We start from the raw sequence: 21,816 nt of genomic DNA on the forward strand, positions 1-21,816 counted from the left end.
CATGAAAATGTATATCTTGATTAAAGACACGATCCCTGCCGGGTATGCAATGGTGGCTGCGGCCCATGCGTCACTCGCCGCCTATTTGAAGTTTCAGGATACGGATGAAGTAAAAGAGTGGTTATCTGGCCCTTTCTATAAAACCCTCTGCAAGGTAAACGAAAAGCAGTTCGAAAAAGCCAAATCTTTCGCAGACCATGTGGTGATTACGGAGTCTGCTCTGGAAGGTCAGGAAGTGGCGCTGGCGTTTAAGCCCAGGGAAGAGTGGCCAAAGGACTTTAAGTTTTATCCTCTGTACCGATAAGTCGCTGCGTTGAGCGGGTGAGGCGGGAACCGCCGCAGCGCCCAATGGCGCCGCGGCGATGTACGATTATTGCTCGGCTTGCGGCTCTTCCGCTGTAACGGGCTGCGCTACCGGGGCAGGCTCCGCCAGCTCCATCTGAATCAGTTTTTTCTCCATGTCGACCGCACTGATGGTGACTTTCACTGGTTGCTCCAGGCGGAATTGGCGATGCTCGCCAGTGTGCTGGAAGTAGGTGCCGTCGAAGCGGAACTTCTCCTGCAAGGCGCCCAGATTCACCATGCCTTCAATGCCATTCTCATCCAGACGCGCCTGGAATCCAGAGCCAGTAGTGTGCTGCACCACGCCATCGAAGGTCTTGCCGATCAGCGTCTGCGCATATTCGCACTTCAGCCAGGTCTCGGACTCATTCACGGCGCTACGGCCGGCGCGCAGAGACTCCTGTAGTTGCTGGATGGCTTTGTCGTTCAGTGTGTGCGGCTTCTGATTCTTCAAGACGCCTTTGATCTGGCGATGAATGCTCAGGTCCACGTACTTGCGAATCGGGGACGTGAAGGTGGTGTAGTGAGGCAGTCCCATGCCGAAATGAGGGCAGGGCTGGTCAGACAACGCGCCACGCGCCAGCAAGCGGTTGGCGATCGCCTTCACAGGCACTTCCGGCGGATTTGCGTCCAGGAAGTCCATGAATTTCTTGAAGCCTTCCCATGTATGCAGGTCGCTGCAATCGTAGTCAGAGATCTGTTCGGAGACGATTTGTTTGATCTGATCCAGACGCTCCGGCCGGAAACCGCTATGAGAGGTGTACAGGGAATGCTCGGTATTCTGTTTCAGGAAGTCCGCCGCACAACGGTTGGCGGCCACCATCGCTTCTTCCACGATGGAATGGGCGACGCTGTTGATCTTGCGATGGATGTTTTTGACCTTGCCGTTCTCATCCAGCTCCAACTGATAGTCCGGACGGTCTTCATTCACCAGCGCGTGTTCACGGCGATGGCTGGCCAGTGCGGTTCTAACATCATTCAGAGCCTGCAAAGTCGCGCCGTGGGCATGGGCGCTGGCGTCGCCAGAGGCTAAAGCGGTGGCGACTTCTTCGTAAGCCAGATTGGCGGCGCAACGAATGGCGGCTTCTTCAATGCTGTAAGAGGAAATAGCGCCATCAGCGTCGACCTGCATTGTGCAAACCAGAGCCAGACGGTCTTCGCCGGACTTCAGTGAACAGAAGTGGTTGGCCAGTTTGGCTGGCAACATAGGTAAGGTGCGGTCGGCGAAGTAGAAAGAACTGCCCAGGCGCTGCGCGTATTTGTCAATATCGCCGCCTTCCGGAATCAGTGTGGACGGGTCTGCGATGGCCGCCAGCAGCTCCCAGCCTCCTTCAGGCTTGGCGGTGGCGAACAGGGCGTCGTCCATATCCTGAGTGCTGGCGGCGTCGATCGTGACGAAGGGTGTTTCCCGCAGGTCTTTACGCTTTTCCAGCTCAGCGGCGACTTGTTTCTGCAGCTCCGCTTCGTTGATGGAGGCGCGATTGTGCGCCTGCAGATTGTACTTGGCCAGCATGTAATTAACTTCCAGGCCAGATGCGCCTGGCTTGCCGATGATTTTCACCACTTCGGCCTGCGGCTTGCCTTCAGGGAAGGGATGCTGCAAGACGCGGCACAGAACCAGATCATTGACGTGTGCCTGCTGGCGCTTCTTCGGCGGAATGAAAATCCAACGGTTCATGCCCATCAGGTCAGGCTCGACGAAATGGCCTTGACCACGGGTGAAATAACGGCCGACGAAATACTTCAGCTCACTTCTCATGTGTTGCACGACTTTGGCGACATCGCGGCCTTTGTCGTCCTGGCTGACTTCCACCAGAATTCGGTCGCCCGGAAATACTTTCTGCATTTCGTCCGGGTTCAGGAAGCACTCTCTGCCGTCATCCAACACAGCAAACCCAAAACGCCCCGGACTGCCTTTCACCGTTCCTTCAAAACGGTTATTGGCGATACGCAGGTCTTGTTTGAACTGTTTCAATTGGCTTAAAGCATCGGAATTTAACATGGAAAAGTGGTCACTCGTGATGATTGCTGAAAGGGAAAGCTGATCGTTACCGCTGGTTGTCCGGGCTACATCGAAGGAGGGTCATATTACCCCGAATGCCCGCGTGGTTCTAGCGGCGATAGCGCATAAATCATGCATTCAGCCGGGCGGAATAAGGCCTGGGGCCGGTTTTACAAGTAAATTTTGACGCGGCTCACGGGATATTGCCCCAAACTGGGGCGAATCTCTCCTTCTCCTTGAATATCGTGGAAACGTGCTCTCTGCGGCATTAAGACGCGTTAGTTTGTCATATATTTCGCGATAGTCGGGCCGGATTCGAAACCCAATGACGCTGCGGCGGATGGGGCATTTGGGCTGACTCAGACAGGGACGACCGTTGTACAAGGAAAACCTCAATACCAATAACAATAATGGAGATTCACACCATGACAGCATGCCTTCGTCGTGCGTTGCTGGGGCTATTCCTGGGCGTCGCCGCACTCACCGCGCAAGCGGCTGAGAAACGCAGCTACTGCGTATTCGATCCTCTCGGGGCCGCCGGCCCTGTGTATAACCTGATGAAAGCCACTCGTATTCAGGCCCTGAACTGGGGCTATGATCTGGAATTGAACGCCTACACAGATGAAAAAATCGTGGCTGACGACTTTCGCGCCGGTCAATGCGACGCCGTCTTACTGACTGACGTGAGGGCGCGGGACTTTAACCGCTTCACCGGGACTTTGGTGGCGCTTGGCGCGATTCCGGGATACGGCGAGCTGAAGATGATTCTGCAGACGCTGGCGCAGCCGAAAGCCGCAAAGCTAATGTCCAGCGGCGATTATGAAGTCGCCGGATTGCTGCCTGCCGGAGCGGTGTACGTATTGGTGCGGGATCGCCGCGTCAACACCGTGCAGACGATACAGGGCAAGAAAATCGCCACCTTCGATTATGATCCCGCGGCGGTGACCATGGTGCGTCATGTGGGCGGCTCCGTGGTGGGCGCCACGCCCTCCAGCTTCGCCGGTAAATTCAATAACGGCAGCGTCGATGTCGCCTACGCTCCCGCGATCGCCTATCAGCCCCTTGAGCTATACAAGGGCGTAGAGCCGGATGGCGGCGTGTACTCGTACAGTTTCGCGCAAATGACTTATCAGATGTTGGTGCGCAAAGAGCGCTTCAATGCGGATTTCGCCCAGAAAGCGCGGGAGCATTTCCAGGGACGCTTTGATGAGCTGATGGAGATGGTGCGTAAGGCGGAAGCCGAAATTCCCGCCAAGGTGTGGATACATCCCAATCAGGAAGAGGCCGCCGGATTTAGCAATATGCTCAAGGAAGTGCGCATTGCGTTGAAGCAGGATGGCGCTTATGACCCCAAAGCCCTGCAGTTAATGCTGAAGGTGCGTTGTCACAGCGACCCCGCCAACGCGGAATGCGTTGACGGGCGCGAGTGATTTAAGCGCCGCACTCCTGTGCAATCAAGGCGGCGAAAGCCTCGCGCAGGCGCTGAAGAATGGCGCCGGGCGATGTGCGGAGGGAACGTCCGTCCACCTCCGTGACGGGCAAGAGTCCTGCGCCGCTGCCAGTCAGGAAGCATTCATCCGCTGTATACAGATCGTAAGGCGTGAGCGTGTGCTCACTGACGGGGATATTGTTGGCCTGAGCCAGCTCAATGATTACCGAGCGGGTCACCCCCGCCAGTGCGCCATCGCTGGTTGGTGGCGTCAGCAGACGGCCCTGACGGGCGATAAACAGATTCTCCGCCGAAGCCTCTGCTACCTGACCGCGCTCGTTCAGCAATAAGGCTTCGTCGGCGCCAGCGACATTGGCTTCCATGCGCGCCAGGATCGAGGTGAGGTAGTTAAGGCTTTTCACTCTGGGATCCAATCCTGCGCCCACGGTGCGGCGCACGCTGGCGGTAATCAATTTAAGCCCTTTCTCTTGCGCCTCGCTGGAGGCCATGCTGAGCTGATCCGCCAGAATGAAAACATTCGGCGTCCCGCAGTTACGCGGATTCAGCCCCAGGTTGCCGGGACCGCGGGTGACCACCAAACGCAGATAGCCGCTGTCGCTCTCATAACGGCTTATCAGAGCGCTGACGCCCTGGCGTAAGGCGTCGGCGTCGTAGGGCAGGGAGATTCCCAGGGCGGCGGCGGAGTCCTGCAGACGCTGTAGATGTCGCTCTATGCGAAAGGGCGTGCGCTGGTAAAAACGCAGTCCTTCAAAGACGCCGTCTCCGTACAACAGACCGTGATCGTAGACGGAAATCGCCGCTTCCGCCGCAGGAACGATGACGCCGTTCAGCCAACAGTAAGGGGTAGGGGAGGCGGCGGTGTGCATAATCTTTCTCCTGATTCGTCAGATTGATGGGAAAACACCAACGATAAACAGACGGAGGATTGCGATATAGACCAAGAAAAATTTATATATATCGATACAGTTTTGGCTTTTAATCCTCTGTAGGGAGTGACAACGGGAGCAAACCTTGTTGAAAGGGGGATTTACAAGTGCTGTGGGCCCTAGCGTGCTTTTTCAGGTTGCCTCAAAATTTCCTAACTTATCGGGCTATCTGTTTCCTTACACCCGCGAAATTAAAAATTTTGGATACTAAGGCATTAGAGCTTCCAAGCTGATGGCTGAATTAGCCACCAGCTTGGAGTAATGTTTTCAGGTGAGCTAAGACATGTCGTCTATCAGGGCTGATCTAGGTAATTTGCCAACCTTGAAAGCCTCAATATTGGCTTTCGACAACTCTCTTAGCGCCTCGGTATTATTGGCTTTTTGCTTTAGCTCAAAAATCCACTTATCCAATCCACCTATTTGCTCCAAGATATCCTTTGGCCAACCTTTTAGCTCCTTGTATGCTTCATCTATAAGCCCATCTTTCAGCTTATTGTTTGAAATCCATCCGCATATCAGCGCCATATCCTGATACTGGAGGTGTGGAAGTAGGCTTGGATACTTTTTCATGCCCTTTCTATAGGCTGTAAGCACTTCACTCAGCTTAACATCTCCCTCCAACGGTAAAAGAGAGAGCTTTTTCATGCGGTGAGCTGCATCTACAAACTTCTTCTCATGGGATAGAACGCTGATTCTTTCTTGTGATCCAGTTCGTACAGTCTCCAGTGGTGTGGCTAGCGTTAGAGTTAAGAATGTAAACCCATTACAAAGATTATGAACATGAAATAAAGGTTTATAGACGTCATTAGAGCTATCTCGTTCGAGAGAGATTCCTATTAATAAGGGCTCAACTATGCGCAAAAACCAAAGTGGTTTATATACGCCCAAGCCAGGAAACTCCGCACTCCAGTCTTGAGTAATTTGCTTCTTAGCCGATGGCGTCAGTTTTTTTCTCCATGCGCCGAGTGTTTTCATGGGTTCACCTCAATAACTCTCGTTCCTGGAAGAGCGTTGGCTGTGATCTTATTAATTTGCCTCGTCGAAAGGCCTGGAGGATTGGTAACAAACTTGTAGTCATACGCAATTCTTGCGGCCACATCATAGACATCCAACCTAACACTACCTTTTCGGCCATAAGTTGTTTGCGCCCTTCCGCGATAGGACACTTCAGTTTGCAACCCACGTTGACCGAACATATCTTGATACCTTTCAAGAAGCTTTCTAGCATAGCTGTGCTTATGGATACCAGCAATCCTTCCCGTCCCTCCTATCTTTCTCTCCGCTCGGGTAGCTATTTCCTGAAGAAGCTGGCCGGTGGTCCTTGTCACAGTGCTTCGCGCAGCGGCGGCGCGACCAGGTATTGCAAACACCACCATCGACAACGCTTCAGCGGCGGCGGCTCCGCCAAGTTCATTATTTGCAATATGCACCTGTGGCAGATGCAATCCAGCTCCCATCATATAGCTAATTGCAGTAGCGGGATTAGAGTACTGTAACCCCTCATATAATTCGACGCTTATATTCCATAGCGCCTTGTAGGCCCCCACCATGTAATCCGTTATCGTGCCGGCCACTCCACGTTTACCCCATGCTGCAATGTACTTGCTAAATGGGTTGCCGCTGCTTTGGTCACTGTCCACCTCAATATCAATGACTTCATGCTCACCACCATAGACCACGACCGTATCTAGAACAGTAACGTCATCATCGTATGAAGCGCGGCCGCCCCCCCATCCAGAGCCACTACTGGCGGTGTCTCGTCCTGAACCGCTCCAGTCTCCCAGAGGCTCGCCTGGGTCTCCCGTCCATTCATACCCGGAAGGGTCGGTCATGGAGAGTGGGTTATTCATGACGTAGCTATAGCGGTTAAAGCTTTGTGACATGGACGGTGCTTGAACGATAGGGTCCGCAGATAAAAAGCGACCTATGATGGGGTCATAAACTCGCCCTCCCATATGTATCAAGCCCATGGCGTCCACATGCTCATGCCCTGTATACCCTTGAGTGGTCGCTTTGGCTTTGTAGGCGTAAACATTAATGTCATCCCAGGTCAGGGCGTTACGACGCAGTCCCCACGGGTCGTAACTTAGCCTTTCCACTTCGCGTCCTCTGACGTCGGTAATGAAGGACACGCCGCCCTGATTGTCGCGATGAATGTACTCCTTGGTCAGCTTATTTCCTTCACGCGTAAATACGGCAAAGTCGCCGATGTAAAGCTTATGCTTGGTGGAGCCGCCTTCTACGATTTTTTCGTACAGACCATCGACATAGTAGGTGGTTTTGGTGTTCTCCCCAGGTATCACGTCAATGCGTTGCGTCTGCGACAAATCGGGGCCATAGGCGAAAGACACCTTTATCCCGCCTTTCGCCATCTCATAGGGCTGGTTAAAGGCGTTGTATTTAATGGTCCGGCCATCGCCGCTAATCTGATTGCCGTTTTTGTCGTAACAATACTGAGCGGACTTTTCTCCGCTGATTGAGCTGACGGCGTAGGGATTGACGTAGGAAGAGGCTGCAGAGGACTGACATTGCGCTTCCGCAGTTCCGTATGTATAGGCGCCGACGCCAGACTTGGATTCAATGTTTCCGTTCAGGGCGATATCGACGCCACTGTTGGACGTGACCCGCTGTCCGCCAACGCTTCGGGTGAACGATGTGCTATCCAGGCGATTCAGCTCATCATAAGTAAAGCTTTCGCTAAGACGCCTGAAACGATCCTCCCGCGACGTGAGATTTCCAACCTCGTCATAGTCGAAGGCTAAGTCGTGTATGGCTCCTGTTGAGGCCAGAATGAAACTACTGGTCCGCTTTAACCTTCCGGTTTTCGGGTCATACTCACGTTGGGTTGTCACCGCGTTGCCGTAACGGAACTGGTTTAAATGCCCGCGAGCATCCATGGATTCCGCCTGCCAGTAGACCTCTCTGGGATCGTCAGCGTTGACGACGGCTTCCAGGTAGCCAATGCTGTTATATCGCCTGAGAACGCTGTCGCCTGTGGGGTAGACTTGCAGGTCCATCTTGCCCGTGTCGTTGTCGTAGCCATATCCCATGCTGAAGGTTTCGCCATTGATCGTTGTGGCTGCTTGTTCCAGCCGCGATTTGGCGTCATAAGCAAAGGTTTTTTTGAAACCGTTAGCGCCTTCTACTTTGGATAACAGTCCCACTCCTTTTGCCGCCTTGTCATACTCCCAAACAGACGTATCGGGATTATTTTCATCCCCCGCGCAATGGTTGAGCGCCTGCGTGAAGGCACCGCCCTTGTAATTTCCAACCTGTTTGGTCAGGCGCCCCAGCTTGTCATAGGCCATACAAATAATGGAGCCATCGGCATTTTGCGCGGTAATGACCTCCCCTAGTGGAGAATAGGTATACCGCTGAACTGGCGTGTTGGCGTCTGACTCACTGAGAGATTCCACGCGATGAGCGACTTTGCGCCCCAGTACGTCATATTCAAGAAGCGTGACCACGCCATCAGCAACGGTCTTCCGTAGGTTGCCAAGGCCATCGTAGTCATACTCCACCGTTGAGCCATTGGCTTCCGTCACCTGTTTTAATCTGCCTAATGCATCGCGGGTAACTGTTTTATCATGGTGGCGCTCATCACGGACAATAGTGGTCGATCCGCGAAACGCCACTACTTCGCGATAGCTGTTATCGGGATTGATCAGTTTGTAGGGCCGTTGGTACTGGTCGTACTTCGCTTCGCTCCAGTATGGAGTCTCATTTAAAAAATAAGGTTCGGATATTTTGGAGATTTGACTGAGTTTGTTATATTCGGTGTTTTGGTCAATGGCATTCCCATCCAGACCATACGTTCTCTCGCGAACCACCCGATCAAGACTGTCATAAAGTTGCAGTACTGGCGGCTCTCCCGAACTTGAAGTGATAAGGACATACTTTTCCTGCGAGCCTTTTGTGCATAGTCTCATTTCTCTTTCGCAGTACTTAAGTTGAATCTTTACTTTGGTTCCATCTGGTTTTTTTATTGAGGTGACCCGTCCGACACCATTGTATTGCCATTCGGTTGTCTGTCCGTTTGGATCGGTATAGTGAGTGATAAGCCCTAACTGCGGATGGTATTGCCTGTCGCCTGCATCCTCATGTCCCAGCGCATTTTTCTCCCGTAGCAGATATCTCCCTGCGTCGTCATAGGTCAGACGCGTCTCACGCGGCGCCATACCCTGGCCGGTTACGGTTTGGGACTCCAGTACGCCAGTCGCATGATCATATTGATACTCAATCGTTTGTTGTGAGTCCCCAGGCTGAATAACTTGTTTGGTAGGAAGCCCCAATACCGGATCATATTCAGGGAAGTGAACAACCCGCTTTCCTTCGCTGGGATAGCCTGAAGACTCTCCCCAGACAGACTCATACTCAACGAGACTAACAAACCAGTTTGCAATATCGGCTGGATGATAATTGTATTCTTTGGTTTCTTTGGAATAGTTTCCATTGAGACTGGTAGAGGTCGTTTGCGTGACGAGGTTGCCGTAGCAGTCATTGGAGTAGTCGCTCTCTGTCACGACCTCGCCTTGCGAGTAACCTTCAGGGTCGTATTTTTTGCTGTGGGATGAGGCGATGTAAGGGAAGTAGCGAACATTGGCGCCGCTGCCGCATACCTTAACGTCCAGCGTATTGGTTATTTCCTCTAATATCTTTACGTCGCCAAAACTCGTCACGGAATGCAGCAGCATACCTTGTGTATGAGCGTCAAAATCCTGGCTAAAGGTGTTGCGCACTATGAGGCCAGTTTGCATGTCTTGACGCACAATTTCCTGAAACCCTAGGCTGGCCCGGGCTCTCAGATGGCTACTTAGCCCTTTATACCCATAGCTATATTGGTTCATCCCTCCCAACCCATCGTTAACGTTCACCATAGATACAACTTCCAGAGAAGCTTGTTCATCTGTGATAGGGTAGTTTTCGTCAGAGCTTTTAAAGTAAGCTGCGCTACCAGATAGCGTTGTATAGTTAATGGTGTACTGAGTGCCAAGTCCGTTATCGATGAGAGATAGGTGTGGCCTTGATACTACTTGGTTCCTCCAGACATGCATGTAATCTTTATTGACAAGATGAAAAATGTCTGCAGATCCATCCCCTTCGAAATCGCCAACAAATAAATTAAAGTTGTTGCTTCCGATATTGTATCCGCCTTCTGGGTAGTATTGTTCTGTTATGTGAAACGTTCCATTTTTTCGTGACGCCCAGATATGGATATAATCTTTATTGACAATATGGGCCAAATCATCAACGCCATCGGCATTAAAGTCCCCAAACAAGAACATATAGTTATTGCTTGATATATTGTAGTCGCCAGGGTCGAATGCGTCTTCGATAACAAATCGCCCATCTCCGGATGATGTCCACACTCTGACATAATCCTTATTTACAAGATGGACAAGGTCCGTGTTCCCATCGCCATTGAAGTCTCCCACGATATAGTTATAGTTGTTGGCGTCGACACCATATCCAGGTTGGGGATAGAATTTCTCCTGGATATTGAACGTTCCATCGCCATTCGATAGCCAGGTGTGTGTGTAATCTCTGTTTACAAAATGAATCAGGTCGGAGCGGCCATCGCCATTAAAGTCCCCCACCTTGAAGTTGTAGTCGTTGGCTTCCAGTCCATAGCCACTGTTTGGGAACCCTGTCTTTACACTAAACGTGCCGTCCCCGTTGGAGATCCAGACATGGAGATAGGCGTTGTTAACTAAGTGGATCAGGTCCGTCCGACCGTCACCATTAAAGTCACCTACTTTGAAGTTGTACGCATTGGCTGACACGCCATAACCGGACCAGGGCGAGAACTTAGGTCTTATATTAAACGTTCCGTCTCCATTCGACGTCCATACATGAATATAGTCATTATTGACGAAATGAATGAGATCAGTTTTACGGTCACCATTAAAGTCGCCAACTAAAAAGTTATAGTTATTGGCGCTTAGGTCGTAGCCGTTATTGGGAAAATTGTCCTTGATTTTGAATCGGCCTAAGGCCGTATTATCAGCCAGGAATACCTTTCCATAATTTTTATTAACAATATGGAAAAGATCCGTTTTGCCATCGCCATTGAAGTCGCCATTGATGAACTTGTAATCGTTGGCGCTCAAGTCATACCCGTTATTAGGAAACTTGTCTGAAATCTCGAATTTACCAACCCTTGAATCATTATAGTCGTTATACTTAAATGCGGTGGGTAAAACACAAGTATTATCAAAGCCGCACAGCTTTACTTCCGCAAGATATGCAGTTTTTAGGGCGGAGCTAAACGTATACTTCAAGCTGTATTCATAGGAAGAATAAGAGCCTGAATAGGTTTTTATTTTGGTGACCAGAGAGGAGAGAGAGATTTTTGCGCCATATTGGTAGTCGTACTCCACGAGCGCTCTTGGTTCGTACTCGAACACAATTTTATTTTGTGGCGTTGCCTGCGCGCTTCCCGAATATCTAATCTCTACAAGCCGCTGTTCGCCAGATTCCGCTTGCAAGTCGTAGACATACTCCATGTAGGCGCCAGCCCGATTAGAAATCCTATTGAGCCGCCAATTAATAACTTCTGATCTTGGGTAGGCTCTCAGTCGCGAGTTTGCCGTGTACCCATACTCGGCAATCAGACCATTCTTAAGCCACACCTTGAATTTAGTCGGGCCATTACCAGTGGTCCCTTCGTTGTACGCAATGAATTTGCCGCCCGTCTCCATCTCCGTGCGGTACTCGGAGCCATTACCTCCGAGGGAGCCCGACACCAGCACGAGCCGAGCGCCATTTATACAGAATTGGTCGTTACCATCAAAGTCCACCGCATCATTGCCGCCGTCGCGCTCCAGTGTTGGTTGGCATCGGTGAATCTTGGAGACGCCCTCCAGCGACCAGCCTTCGCCGAAATAGCCCGTACCCGTACGATTGTTATAGGTTAGAGATAGTGTAGGAGTCAGTCCCGCTATGCCAGGAGGCGCTTTGATAGGGATACTGTAGGAAGCCGCTCCGGATGGCGTCACGTCGAAATCACCGGGTATTGTCGCTGGTGAAGCGAAAGCCTGACTCGTCCAGGCCAACAAAACGGTTAGTAAAATTTGTAGGCGCTGACGCGCCCGCGATCTAACTGAGAAACTAGTACGATGAGAAAAAACAGGGAGGAACGAACGACTGGCGAAGCGTAGCCAATTCCCTGCTTGCTTTCCTTCAAACATAAAACCCTCTGTATTGCTACATGATGTAAGGCGACTCAAGCGTGAAAACGCAAGCCGAGTGGGCAATGAACTGGAAACCGCAAACATTCGTTCGCGGAGCAACAGCTAAAAGTAAGAAGGGGTACAAGCTAGGGAGGATAAGACTACGGCGTCCCAACCGTCTTAATACTTCGATACCTCGCAAAAGACGAAAGGGCGCCACAAGCAACTCCTTTTGCCTTCGGGATATGAGTTCAGTTTCCGTACAACGCGGCGAATATTAATAAATTTTGGTTCTGATGATAAGTCTCCTTAGTAGATTTATTAATATGCAATTTATATTGAGTGAATATGCAATGTCAAATGCATTTTCATTGCTAGGCTATCCTTTTCCGATAATCCTAAGGTACTCAGGGTAAGGCATTTAGCGACACAAAGTGACGTTACATAGGTATTAATTGCTAAGAGGGAAGAAAAGGGCGACGTTGGCAGCCAAATATCGCTATGGTGCTGTCTCTATAGGTCAGACCAAACTCAACAAGGAGCTCAAGAAATGAAAGTTGTCTCCTATTGGGGACCGCGAAAAGAGGAAGTCGGCCAATGCGCCGACCGCCTCATTTTGATGTTCTCAAATTTAGCGGAAGTGTCTCCGTTATTTTCGTGTTGGTGCAAAAAGGCCAATTCTAGGAAAAAAGCATTGAGTGAAGAGCCAATTGATTGGAGCAATAAGGACAATGTTGTATCTGAACTGTTACATGGAGCAAGCCGCTATTATGACTCCAATGAAGTTATAGAAGACCTTGGCTATAGAGTTGGTTGGTGGAACAAAGGTAATGATAAAGGTGGGGCTGAATTCGGTGTTCGGTGCGCTTTATATAACGCATCTTCCGGGCTTCGGAATAGTGTTGTCATAACAATTCCAAAGGCATTAATTTCTGAGTCGGGTTTGTCTACATATAAAAAGCTTATAACAGGCGTGGTGGAAGCATGGGAGCCAGAGTGGGGAGGGGTCTGTAGCTTGGAGGATTTGGCGGCATCACAAGGTCCGAACAAGGTCGGTAAAGTTGTCTTCATCAATGGTAAAACACTCGACATCAAGGCCAACTCATCGCTCCGCGAGCTGGAAAAATTTGGAGACGGAATGCTATATTTTCGAGAGGTGTGACTTTATGGGCTTGCCCAAGATTGAAATTATGGTAAATTTTTTACTCACTTTGAATCTGGTAATAGATAGGGAAAATACGTGCCGTCAAGAGAATGGGCCATTGAAAGGAGTTCGGGGAGACTGGTTTATATTGGAGAGTTGAACAGCCGGTTCTTATCACTGAGTGGAGTGGAACAAGAAAGATTCAACATAAGAAATTTTCAGTGCCAGTTTTGTCTAATTCGACTTACCGCAAGATCGCTAGGAAACCCATCTCAAACAGCCCATTTCTTGGTGGGGGAGCAAGATAAGAGACGCCAGGAGTGCCCAAAGCATCACTATGCCTGCAACGTCGCAATAGATGAGCGGACCAAGAACATTTTATCCGCTCCTCATACGGTCTGTTCCGATCTTAACTTCGTCGGCGCCCTGCCGATTGTCCATAGCCTAGATCTGGGCGATACGCCAAAACCAACAAATGCGGGGCGTGGCGGAGGAAGTTCCAAACGCGTTGGACTAAGAAATAATGGTCGCTCAAATCAACTCGCAACCCTCGTATATTCATTAATCTCCAACCAAGATATCGTCGCCAACGAGGCTCTGCACGTCACCGGTTGCGATGGGAGTAGTTACGGAGAGGTATTTCAGAACCTGTCCGAAATGCGGCAGGGCGACAGGCCGAAAGGTAGTCATGTATTTTATGGCAATATTGATCATCGCGATAAGATCGGACACTTCGAAGACCGTATCGAATTCATCTTATGGATGAAGCACTACAAGGAGCGAAAGTCCGTAAAAGTTACTGTCTATACAGATAATTGGAAAACCGCCCACAAGAAAGACTTTTTAGAATCGCTCCAGAGAGCGCAGATATTTAGGTTGGAGAACGAAAACCGCCAGAAAAAAGCATATATGTTTATATTTTGGGTAGGCTCAGCCAACCCTAAATACCCCAACAATATGATAGTGAATGAGTATAAAAAAGTTCATATCGTCGCCACTCACTTCCTCCGATTTAAATGTGTCAATCTAGGAATTGAAACAATAAGTCCAACAATCAAAAGTTCCGAGGCTGCTGCGACCGATGAGGTTGCCGCCCAAACACCAACTCTCCCCTTAGCAGAGCCAGCTATTCAGGAGGTTACCCAGGAAGTAGAAAGCAGCCTTGAACAAGTTGCTCCGCCCCCAATACCTGATCAGCCTAGCGTCCATATTTCTCCCCAAGAAGAGAGCGAAGTCAAAGTAGGCAGAAACGAGGAAGAAAAGACGCCAGAGAAAAAAAGGTGGTACAAACGAATTTTTTCCGCATTGAAGTTAACTTGAGTATGCAAGTTAATGAATAGCTCTTTCATTTATGAAAAAGCTTTACCCTATATCCATGTTTCATACAAGAACTCATTTTCGATATCTTCAGAGCTTCCGCCAAGGAACAAGAAAAGGAAGGAAGCCAATACAAGTACTCCCCCCTCACACACTTAACCAAAGCATCAATGTCCCTGTCTATGAGCTAGCATCTAATCGGGCCACTCACATCCAATCCTTTCGCCATTCAATATCGGCGACATCCAGTAAATCCAAACCGGCAAAACCACTCTCCCTTTCTTGGCCGCCACCAGCACCCGCCGATACAGACTGCGACCCCAGGGCCGAAACCCCTCCAGACGGTCGATGGACGGCAGGTCGCGCGACGGATTTGCGAACGTCACCAATTCACCCCGAATCAGATCCCAATCGCCTGTCGGACGCTGGAAACGCGGCGTTTTGAGTTGCGCCTGGGTTTGCGCGTCCGCCAAGGGGTCGGTCGTGCCGTGGGCGAGGACAGCGCGCTGCGGAATCTCCAACGCCGGAAATCCGGCCATAAGGTGGTAGAGTCGGCCCCAGACTGCCGCCGGCTCGATGCTTTGGGCGTGGGCGCAAAAGCGCGTATGGTTCGCATAACCCCGCTTCAAGGTGCCGTAGACAAATAGTTGGATGCTTTCCGAGTAATTTTCCTGAGGAGATGAATGCGGGATGTTTTTCAAGGTCATGCGACGACTCCTTTGGGCAATGTGTATTTTCGGACTTGTGGGATGAAGTGGAAGTTAGCGAGGTCTATCTTCGTCAGATCTTCATGACGGAACCTGAGTAGCGTCATCGGCGGGATTTCAAGCTCCCGCCACCCCGTGTCTCCCGCCAGGGCCAGCTCCAAAAACGCCGGTTCCGACGCGTAAAGCGCCACGCGATAGCGCCGATGGATGCACATGCTGAGGGGCTTGTTGCCCTTGAAGACGGCTATAACGCCCGGGTCCAGGCAGGAAGCCAGGACTGCGCTCAACTGGCCGCGACACAGGCTCAGAGCGGCCTTATACCCTTCCAGGTCAAGGACGCCATCGTACGCATAGCGGTCGGCCAGCCGAAAGAGCAACTCGCTGTCCACCTCCGAGAAACGGGGCAGCCGGAAATATCGAAAAAGATAATCGGCGTTATAAATGGTCCCGTTATGGGTCCCGATGATATCGCCGGCGCGGATAGGGTGATTGTTACGGTTGTTGAGCTCATCGCCGCGCGTGCGCCAGCGTGTATGGCCCATGAGTATCGTGGTGTGATGATCGACACTGGCCAGCGTCTTTGCGTAGCCGTGTTCGCCGACCAATTCGTGCGCCCGCAGTGGGCGTTTATATATCCTGTAACTACCGTCTGTTTTGAGCCAAGCCACGCCAGTCGCATGCGGCCCGCGTCGCTCGCTGCCCAGCAGCATGCGGGTAAACACATGGCGCAGATGGCTTAGTTCGCCGGGGCGTCGCCGCTTGCGTCCAAAAATCACGCCTACTTGTCCACACATAGTTTCATATTCTCCTTACCGATGATTTCGCATCCCTCCGCCCGCTGAGGCGGAGGGCTCGTGGGTTACTTAAATGACGAGACCGGGTGCTTGCCCGGCCTCAATGTGAACGCTGTTTGCATCGACAAGGTCACGCTCGACCTTGTTGGGTTTGCGTCGTCCGCGCTTAAACGCCGCATCCCCCGGCATGTTGACCATCAGGTGTCGTCGGGCGGTTTTGAACTCCTCGCCAATCATTCCCAGGCGCAGCAAAAACACCCGGAAGTCATACTTGGCGCTCTGGGGATCGAAGCTGCGTTTTCGGCTGTAGGCGGTTTTGGCGTTGAGGGCTTTTGCGGCGAGGGCGAGGCAGAACTGAAGGTAGGCTTTGACTTTGCCGGCGTGCAGCGTCGCTTCGAACCAGCGGAATTCAACCGTGCCGCGATACCAGACATTGTGCAGGTTGACGCCGTGGTAGCGGGTTCGGTCGTAATGGATCGGTTGTTGATTGTGGTAGCCGTACCAGATGCGATTCAGTTGCTCCGTGGTTCGGGGACGTTCGCGTTCAATGTTTTGTATCAGTTCGTTGCTGATGGGCCGGGTAAACGTGCGCAACCGCTGCGAACTGACGCCCAGGGCGTGCAAAATCAGCGGCTCCTGCTTGTAGACCATCTTGGCGAGGTTGGCGAGATTCGCGCCGTTAAACAGCGCCGCGTCGATGTGGATATGGATGCCGCATTGGCTGTCAACCTTGCCGCCTGCTCTGCGGATCGCGCGAATCACCTCCTGCAGCAGGGGGATGTCGTTGTAGCCTAATACCGGGCTTACGACTTCCGCTCTCAGGTGCGCGGGGACTGAGGAGAGAGAAGAATCGCTCACCACCTTCCAGGTTCGTCCCCGCGCATCCACCACATCCCAGGGATCGTAGGCGACTGGCGTGCGCCGGTAAAACACCCCTCCGCCGGTCACCGACTGGATGGCCCGCGCGATCTGCTCCCGGGTGCGCTTAACGGTCTCGATCTCAATTCCGAATTTAATCTCTCTCAGGTCCATGATTGTCTCCTTCGCTCATGGCTATAAGCATGTGTTTTTAAAGGTGTTTATCCTTTTTGCTATGCAGCACATGAACGCTTCATCAGGGAGACGAATCAAGTTAAGAAGACATCGAAATCGTTAAATTAATCCTTATATTTCAATAGCATAATAATATTTGCGCTCGAGGTTGAATTCTGGGCGCAGAGACTGCTCGGAAAGGGAGCTATGTGAGGGGAAAGAGTCGGGGGTGTAGAAAAGACGTTGCCGCAGGTGAGGAGTTTTTCGATGAGACCAAATGATGGGCCAGCCCAGGGCGATCTCAGTAGTAGGAGCGCCCTGACGGCTATTGAGCACTCATGCTCTGATCGAGCCGATGGCGGTCGGAGAGGGTTATATGTTAAAAAAATCAACTCAATGATATTTAAGGCTTTATTTCATCAGGTTCACTCCACTTGGCAAAGTACGAGTGCACCGTGCGCCACTTGGGGTAGTCGCTGGGCAGGCCTCTCCACTGGCAACCGGTGCGCAGCAGATACAGCACCCCGCAACACACCTCATACAAATCTATCGTTCGGGGCTTGGTTTGCGCCGCGCCAGCTCCAGCAACAGCTGAATCTTCTCGAATTGTTCGCGACTGATGTCGCTTGGGTATCTCTTGGTTCGCATCAGTTAATCTTCTCAGATACGAACAAGATCGTGAACACGTTCTTAGGCGCGATTCCCTGGGCGGGATATCCAAGGTGGGAAGCGGAGAGAAGCTTCTTTCCGTGAGTCAGTCGTTTGTGAAAGCAACGTGATTGACAGCTATTGAAGTGGAGCCATACTTGAAGATGGTAGATCGACCTGCTATAGCTTGGTTCAAAGAAGACTGTCTGCTCACAAGGGTGGCTGTAGCGGCTTGATGGCAAGGAGTTCGATAAGTGAAAGTCTGATAGTCATGTGTTCCTTGGCGTAGGTTGATCCTGCCCTCTTCTGCTGAGGTAAGTCACAAGAAGGAGGAACATCATGAAATTCAGATCGTTTGTCGGGAGTGTTGCGCTTGAAATTTTTGTGATTATTGGGCTGGCTGCTTGCGGTGGTGGAGGTGGCGACAGCGGTGGAGCCACAGCCACAGTTTCAGCAAATGGACTTTGGGAAGGTACCTTCACTGAAAATGGGTCAGGAACTTTCGATGTAAGCGGGCTCTTTTACAATGGACGAATCATCGCAATCAGTGAGTCCGCCGGGGCAATTTATGACGGTAGTTATACGGTTAGCGGCAGCAGTATTTCAGGTAACGTAACGGCTTATCAAGTCAATGGCGGGGCTTTCGCCACGGCATCTATTTCGGGGACTGTGTCAGTGCAAGGGGCAATATCGGTTACGTTCAACACATCCTATGGGTCCAGCGGCAGTATGTCGCTATCCTTCAACAGCATTTATAACCGTACGCCATCATTATCGCTACTTGCGGGGCAATGGAACTACACTAGTGGCGCTTACAGTCTCACGATTACCGTGCAGAATGACGGAACATATTGGGGGCAGGACTCTGATGGCTGTGTCGTGTCAGGAACCATAGGGTTATTGGATACGGCGCATAACCTTTACAATGCGAGCACTTCGATAGCTTCTTGCGGAGCCTCAAATGGCTCCTATACAGGTTTCTCCAGCTTGCTTGATAACGTCACCACCAATGACACGCTCCAGGTTGCCGTGTCAAATAGTAATTTTATCTTGTTGTACCCATTTACTAGGCAATAGCCAACTCCAAAAGATGTCGGCGCCAACGCGCCGCGCCCCAATCGGTCATTACTGCAAACGCCTTTGGATTGTCCCTTGGGCGTCTTCCGCCATCCCCGTTATCAACAACACATTTGTGCAGGTTACTTATTACTTTCGAGAGCTACTCGGCCTTGATCCAAACCACCAAGTGACGGCCGTCGTTGTCAGAAATAACATCTGCGCGATGGCCTTTTTGTACAGGACCATTAAATCGACCGGGCTCAGCGTGCCCACGCCACCGAGATGGCGGTTAATATTCAGGGTCACAAACGTCGCCAGAATAAGCAGATAGACAGTAATCAGCGGTCGCATCAGGCACCGGATCGCGTCCACGCACCGCAGGCCATAGGTTTTACGCTGCTCCTGCAACCCTTCGGTGAAAGCGGTTATTTCGAAAGCGGCGCAGGTCGTCGGCCTTGCATTTCCATCCGAAGATGTTGACGAAGCCGAACACCTGCCAGGGCTCCAGCTTGATAAGCTGACGCTTGAACGCCCACTCGCCCTTGGTGTGCGGCAGCAGCTCGACGAACTCGCAGACACGCTCGGCCTCCGCCTTGTCGAAGTAATACGGATAGTCCGGGTCGCTCTCCTGGGCGAGGTCATCCAGGTAACGTTGGCACGCGAGGCGCGTGTATCGATACGCAGGGATAGACCCGTCCAGCACGGCGCGGGCGTACCGCGTCGCCGCCTCGACGTGAGGATATTTAGCCGCCATGGAGTAACCGAAAATCAGAATTTATCGAAAGGGTTTGACGTGTCGTGTTTGCCGCCGCCGGTCAGGCGTTGACGGCTGGATGGGTCCACGCCCCGAAGGTCGCCAGTTGTTTTAAGGATTCGTTGGCGACGGTGGCCGCCGGGTTCTTCTTCAGGCCGCCGTTTGCATCCGTGGTGGTGATGCCGTATTGCGCCAGCTCACGCTCCGCCTGACGCCATCGACCGTACGAAGCACAGAAGGCCTCCAGGTTATGCGCGTCCGTCATGGCGATGATCTTTTGCAGCGCATAGCTCCGGGGCGATCAGCTCCCACATGCGGCGCGCGTCGTTGCCCAGCCAGTCCGGGCAATCGATGTTAGTGATCTGTGAAAACGGAGGTTCGTGGGTGTTAAGTTGACGCTTGCCAGGGTTGCCAGCCAGGAGCTTTTGCGCGACGGGCTTCCGCCCCCGTCCTACTCAGGTTGCGGTTCCACTCATAGCGTTTATCTGAAATTTTTAATTTTGAGTGTAAAAAAGGGGGACCGAAATACTGCGGTTAAAATGATTCCAAAAGTCTAGTGTGGGTCACAGCTAATAGTAATAAACTCTCTTTCTCCTTAACACTTCAAATTTTCCTTTCTGTTCAGGATTAATAACAATTTCTGGTAACTCCTGTGAGCTTCCTTCATACATATCAGGATGCACTTCAATAAATACAAGTCCTCCAGCCTCACATAGAAATGATATTTGCTTCCTTATGCTTTTCCCTGACCATAACCTTGTTAGCCTATGAAAACCTGGGGCGACTTCAGTATACGCATAATTACCAAGCGTGAGCCTCTGCTCACCATACGTATCAAGATTAATCCACGTATTACTACCGGAGTTATATACATATACCCCACATCGTTCATTACTAACGCTAAAGTTTCTGGCCACAGCCTCATCAATAGCTGTTGCCGTAATCTCCACCCAATCATTTTTAAGTCTTATAAAAGGATAAGCGCCCCAGTCAGAAGTTAAACACATGCCATTTGACGAACATCCGATACCACTTTTCACATACTCAAAAAATTGAACAACATCCTTATCAAATTTAAATATAACAAATCTTTCACTTATCTCTGTCCACCCTATATATTTAAAAGCCATCATGAATCCATATCCCTGATAGTCTCCATATACCCATATAGAATCTTTCTCCCTGACAACATCCGGATTGCCAAATACATTTAAAACATCCTCCTTGGTGCTTTCGTTCACTCGAATAGAAGAAACCATTTTTTCTGGGTAAGGATCTGCACCCGTCACAGGAAGATAAACACAAGCCCCCAACTGACATGCAATCAGAAAGAAAGTAACGAGCAACATTCTACCGCGAGCTTGCTTAAGCATACATATAGAACAACTCAGCTATGCATTAGCAGTTAAAATAATATCGCCACGTCCCTCCAAATTTAGCTCCTATTGTCAAGACTAGACAACATTCCTGCGAAGTCAACCTGATAAGTCTTCATCAGTGCTTATTATCCGAAAGTCCCACCGAGCGAACAGAGGTAAAAGTTCTAACGAGATCCGCGTCTTTTAAGATAGTAGCGATATCAGATTGCATCTTGCCGATGCCTTTATCTAAAATTTATAATTTCGCGGGTATAAAAAAAGACTTAGTGGTGCGGTGCTGAGGGCTCAGGTATCAGAGATTTAACCCGCCCCCCTCCTGAACAAAGTTCAGTCCCTCTCATAAATTGAAAAGCCTATAATCTGTTCTGTTTCGTATCTTGTCATCGGCTTCAATCCAAAATCATTACTTATCAATAGCCTCTCTGCCATATAAGGCCGACCGTCATCAATAACTATTTCATCTAACTGCTTTCCTTGCTGAAGTCCAATGAGAACCTTTGTAATGACTATTGCTGTAGAAGGGATTAATACTGCATGATATACACCTTTCTCCGGTATTATCGAGTATTCTTGTGCAGTGAGAAATTGTGCCGCAAAGTTATCCGGCTCAACGATATCACGAAGCAGCATTGAAGTTCGTATCACTTCTGTTAAATCCGGCCTTAATATCGATAGCTCTACTCTTAGATAAGACAAAGTAGGAATTATTTTTGGTTCAGATTTAAATAGTATTTCTTTAATTGATACATTGAATATGTATGCAGGCTTTACGCCTACCCTCAATCCTCTCTGCGTCGCTAGCAACAATTGATGTTCAAGTAGCGCAGCATAAAATTTGTCAGGAATAAAGTTATTCGCCTTCGAAGATTGCGCCTTAAAATCAACCTTAACTGATCCGAAATCAAAAGTTCTACCTTCTAACTCAACACTCGTCATCTCTGAACTAGATATCGCTAAAGTTGTTGAGTAGCCACTCTTTAATTGATTAACCAAAGTCTTTTGGCAAGCACTAATCATTATAACTAAAAGAAGAATAACCGCAGTTTTGATTAAGTGTTTCATGATTACCCCTATAAATGAGGATTCTCTG

General features: G+C 50.4%; 16 protein-coding genes and 1 pseudogene. 5 read left to right on the forward strand and 12 right to left on the reverse strand.

The window, feature by feature from the left end; all coding sequences use genetic code 11:
* Position 1 precedes the first annotated feature (1 nt).
* Positions 2 to 304, forward strand: a complete 303-nt coding sequence (locus O5O45_RS26215; RefSeq protein ID WP_305902260.1) for a peptidyl-tRNA hydrolase — start codon at positions 2 to 4, stop codon at positions 302 to 304.
* Positions 305 to 370: 66 nt separating this feature from the next.
* Here the strand turns inward: O5O45_RS26215 and O5O45_RS26220 are convergent, their stop codons facing one another.
* Positions 371 to 2,344 (reverse strand): ribonuclease R family protein, encoded by a 1,974-nt coding sequence (locus tag O5O45_RS26220; protein ID WP_305902261.1) that lies wholly within the window; start codon positions 2,342 to 2,344, stop codon positions 371 to 373.
* Positions 2,345 to 2,769: 425 nt separating this feature from the next.
* Between O5O45_RS26220 and O5O45_RS26225 the strand changes: the two genes are divergently transcribed.
* Entirely contained in the window at positions 2,770 to 3,774 is a 1,005-nt protein-coding gene (locus tag O5O45_RS26225) for a putative solute-binding protein (protein ID WP_305902262.1), read from the forward strand.
* A gap of 1 nt (position 3,775) precedes the next feature.
* Here O5O45_RS26225 and ilvE read toward each other — a convergent pair whose 3' ends face one another.
* The 3 genes from ilvE to O5O45_RS26240 all read right to left on the reverse strand — a co-directional run bounded on the left by ilvE (position 3,776) and on the right by O5O45_RS26240 (position 11,910).
* Positions 3,776 to 4,660 (reverse strand): branched-chain-amino-acid transaminase, encoded by an 885-nt coding sequence (gene ilvE, locus O5O45_RS26230; protein ID WP_305902263.1) that lies wholly within the window; start codon positions 4,658 to 4,660, stop codon positions 3,776 to 3,778.
* A 336-nt stretch (positions 4,661 to 4,996) separates the two neighbouring features.
* On the reverse strand, positions 4,997 to 5,695 hold the full coding sequence (locus O5O45_RS26235; RefSeq protein WP_305902264.1) for a hypothetical protein: 699 nt from the start codon (positions 5,693 to 5,695) through the stop codon (positions 4,997 to 4,999).
* A complete protein-coding gene (locus O5O45_RS26240) occupies positions 5,692 to 11,910 on the reverse strand; it encodes an FG-GAP-like repeat-containing protein (RefSeq protein ID WP_305902265.1) in 6,219 nt (2,072 codons plus the stop codon). The genes O5O45_RS26235 and O5O45_RS26240 overlap by 4 nt, the downstream gene beginning before the upstream one ends.
* Positions 11,911 to 12,442: 532 nt before the next feature.
* Between O5O45_RS26240 and O5O45_RS26245 the strand changes: the two genes are divergently transcribed.
* Positions 12,443 to 13,054 (forward strand): Imm52 family immunity protein, encoded by a 612-nt coding sequence (locus tag O5O45_RS26245; RefSeq protein WP_305902266.1) that lies wholly within the window; start codon positions 12,443 to 12,445, stop codon positions 13,052 to 13,054.
* Positions 13,055 to 13,132: 78 nt separating this feature from the next.
* Positions 13,133 to 14,356: a hypothetical protein gene (locus tag O5O45_RS26250; RefSeq protein ID WP_305902267.1), complete on the forward strand. Its 1,224-nt coding sequence runs from the start codon at positions 13,133 to 13,135 to the stop codon at positions 14,354 to 14,356.
* A 191-nt stretch (positions 14,357 to 14,547) separates the two neighbouring features.
* Here the strand turns inward: O5O45_RS26250 and O5O45_RS26255 are convergent, their stop codons facing one another.
* The 4 genes and pseudogenes from O5O45_RS26255 to O5O45_RS26270 form a co-directional block, all read right to left on the reverse strand.
* A complete protein-coding gene (locus O5O45_RS26255; RefSeq protein ID WP_305902268.1) occupies positions 14,548 to 15,060 on the reverse strand; it encodes a gamma-glutamylcyclotransferase family protein in 513 nt (170 codons plus the stop codon).
* Positions 15,057 to 15,854, reverse strand: a complete 798-nt coding sequence (locus tag O5O45_RS26260; RefSeq protein ID WP_305902269.1) for a class II glutamine amidotransferase — start codon at positions 15,852 to 15,854, stop codon at positions 15,057 to 15,059. The genes O5O45_RS26255 and O5O45_RS26260 overlap by 4 nt, the downstream gene beginning before the upstream one ends.
* A gap of 69 nt (positions 15,855 to 15,923) precedes the next feature.
* A complete protein-coding gene (locus O5O45_RS26265) occupies positions 15,924 to 16,886 on the reverse strand; it encodes an amidoligase family protein (RefSeq protein ID WP_305902270.1) in 963 nt (320 codons plus the stop codon).
* A gap of 415 nt (positions 16,887 to 17,301) precedes the next feature.
* Positions 17,302 to 17,534: pseudogene (locus O5O45_RS26270) on the reverse strand (transposase); the annotation flags it as partial.
* Positions 17,535 to 17,873: 339 nt separating this feature from the next.
* Here O5O45_RS26270 and O5O45_RS26275 point away from each other — a divergent pair.
* Positions 17,874 to 18,611, forward strand: a complete 738-nt coding sequence (locus tag O5O45_RS26275; RefSeq protein WP_305902271.1) for a hypothetical protein — start codon at positions 17,874 to 17,876, stop codon at positions 18,609 to 18,611.
* A gap of 373 nt (positions 18,612 to 18,984) precedes the next feature.
* Here O5O45_RS26275 and O5O45_RS26280 read toward each other — a convergent pair whose 3' ends face one another.
* From O5O45_RS26280 to O5O45_RS26295, 4 genes are all read right to left on the reverse strand, one after another.
* The gene (locus O5O45_RS26280; RefSeq protein WP_305902272.1) at positions 18,985 to 19,347 is read right to left on the reverse strand and encodes a hypothetical protein; all 363 of its coding nucleotides are present in this window, start codon (positions 19,345 to 19,347) and stop codon (positions 18,985 to 18,987) included.
* A gap of 61 nt (positions 19,348 to 19,408) precedes the next feature.
* Positions 19,409 to 19,612, reverse strand: a complete 204-nt coding sequence (locus tag O5O45_RS26285) for a P27 family phage terminase small subunit (protein ID WP_305902273.1) — start codon at positions 19,610 to 19,612, stop codon at positions 19,409 to 19,411.
* A gap of 304 nt (positions 19,613 to 19,916) precedes the next feature.
* Complete coding sequence (locus tag O5O45_RS26290) at positions 19,917 to 20,720, reverse strand: hypothetical protein (protein ID WP_305902274.1); 804 nt, start codon at positions 20,718 to 20,720, stop codon at positions 19,917 to 19,919.
* Positions 20,721 to 21,053: 333 nt separating this feature from the next.
* On the reverse strand, positions 21,054 to 21,788 hold the full coding sequence (locus tag O5O45_RS26295) for a hypothetical protein (RefSeq protein WP_305902275.1): 735 nt from the start codon (positions 21,786 to 21,788) through the stop codon (positions 21,054 to 21,056).
* Positions 21,789 to 21,816 lie beyond the last annotated feature (28 nt).

The organism is Hahella sp. HNIBRBA332 (assembly GCF_030719035.1).
GTDB lineage: Bacteria > Pseudomonadota > Gammaproteobacteria > Pseudomonadales > Oleiphilaceae > Hahella.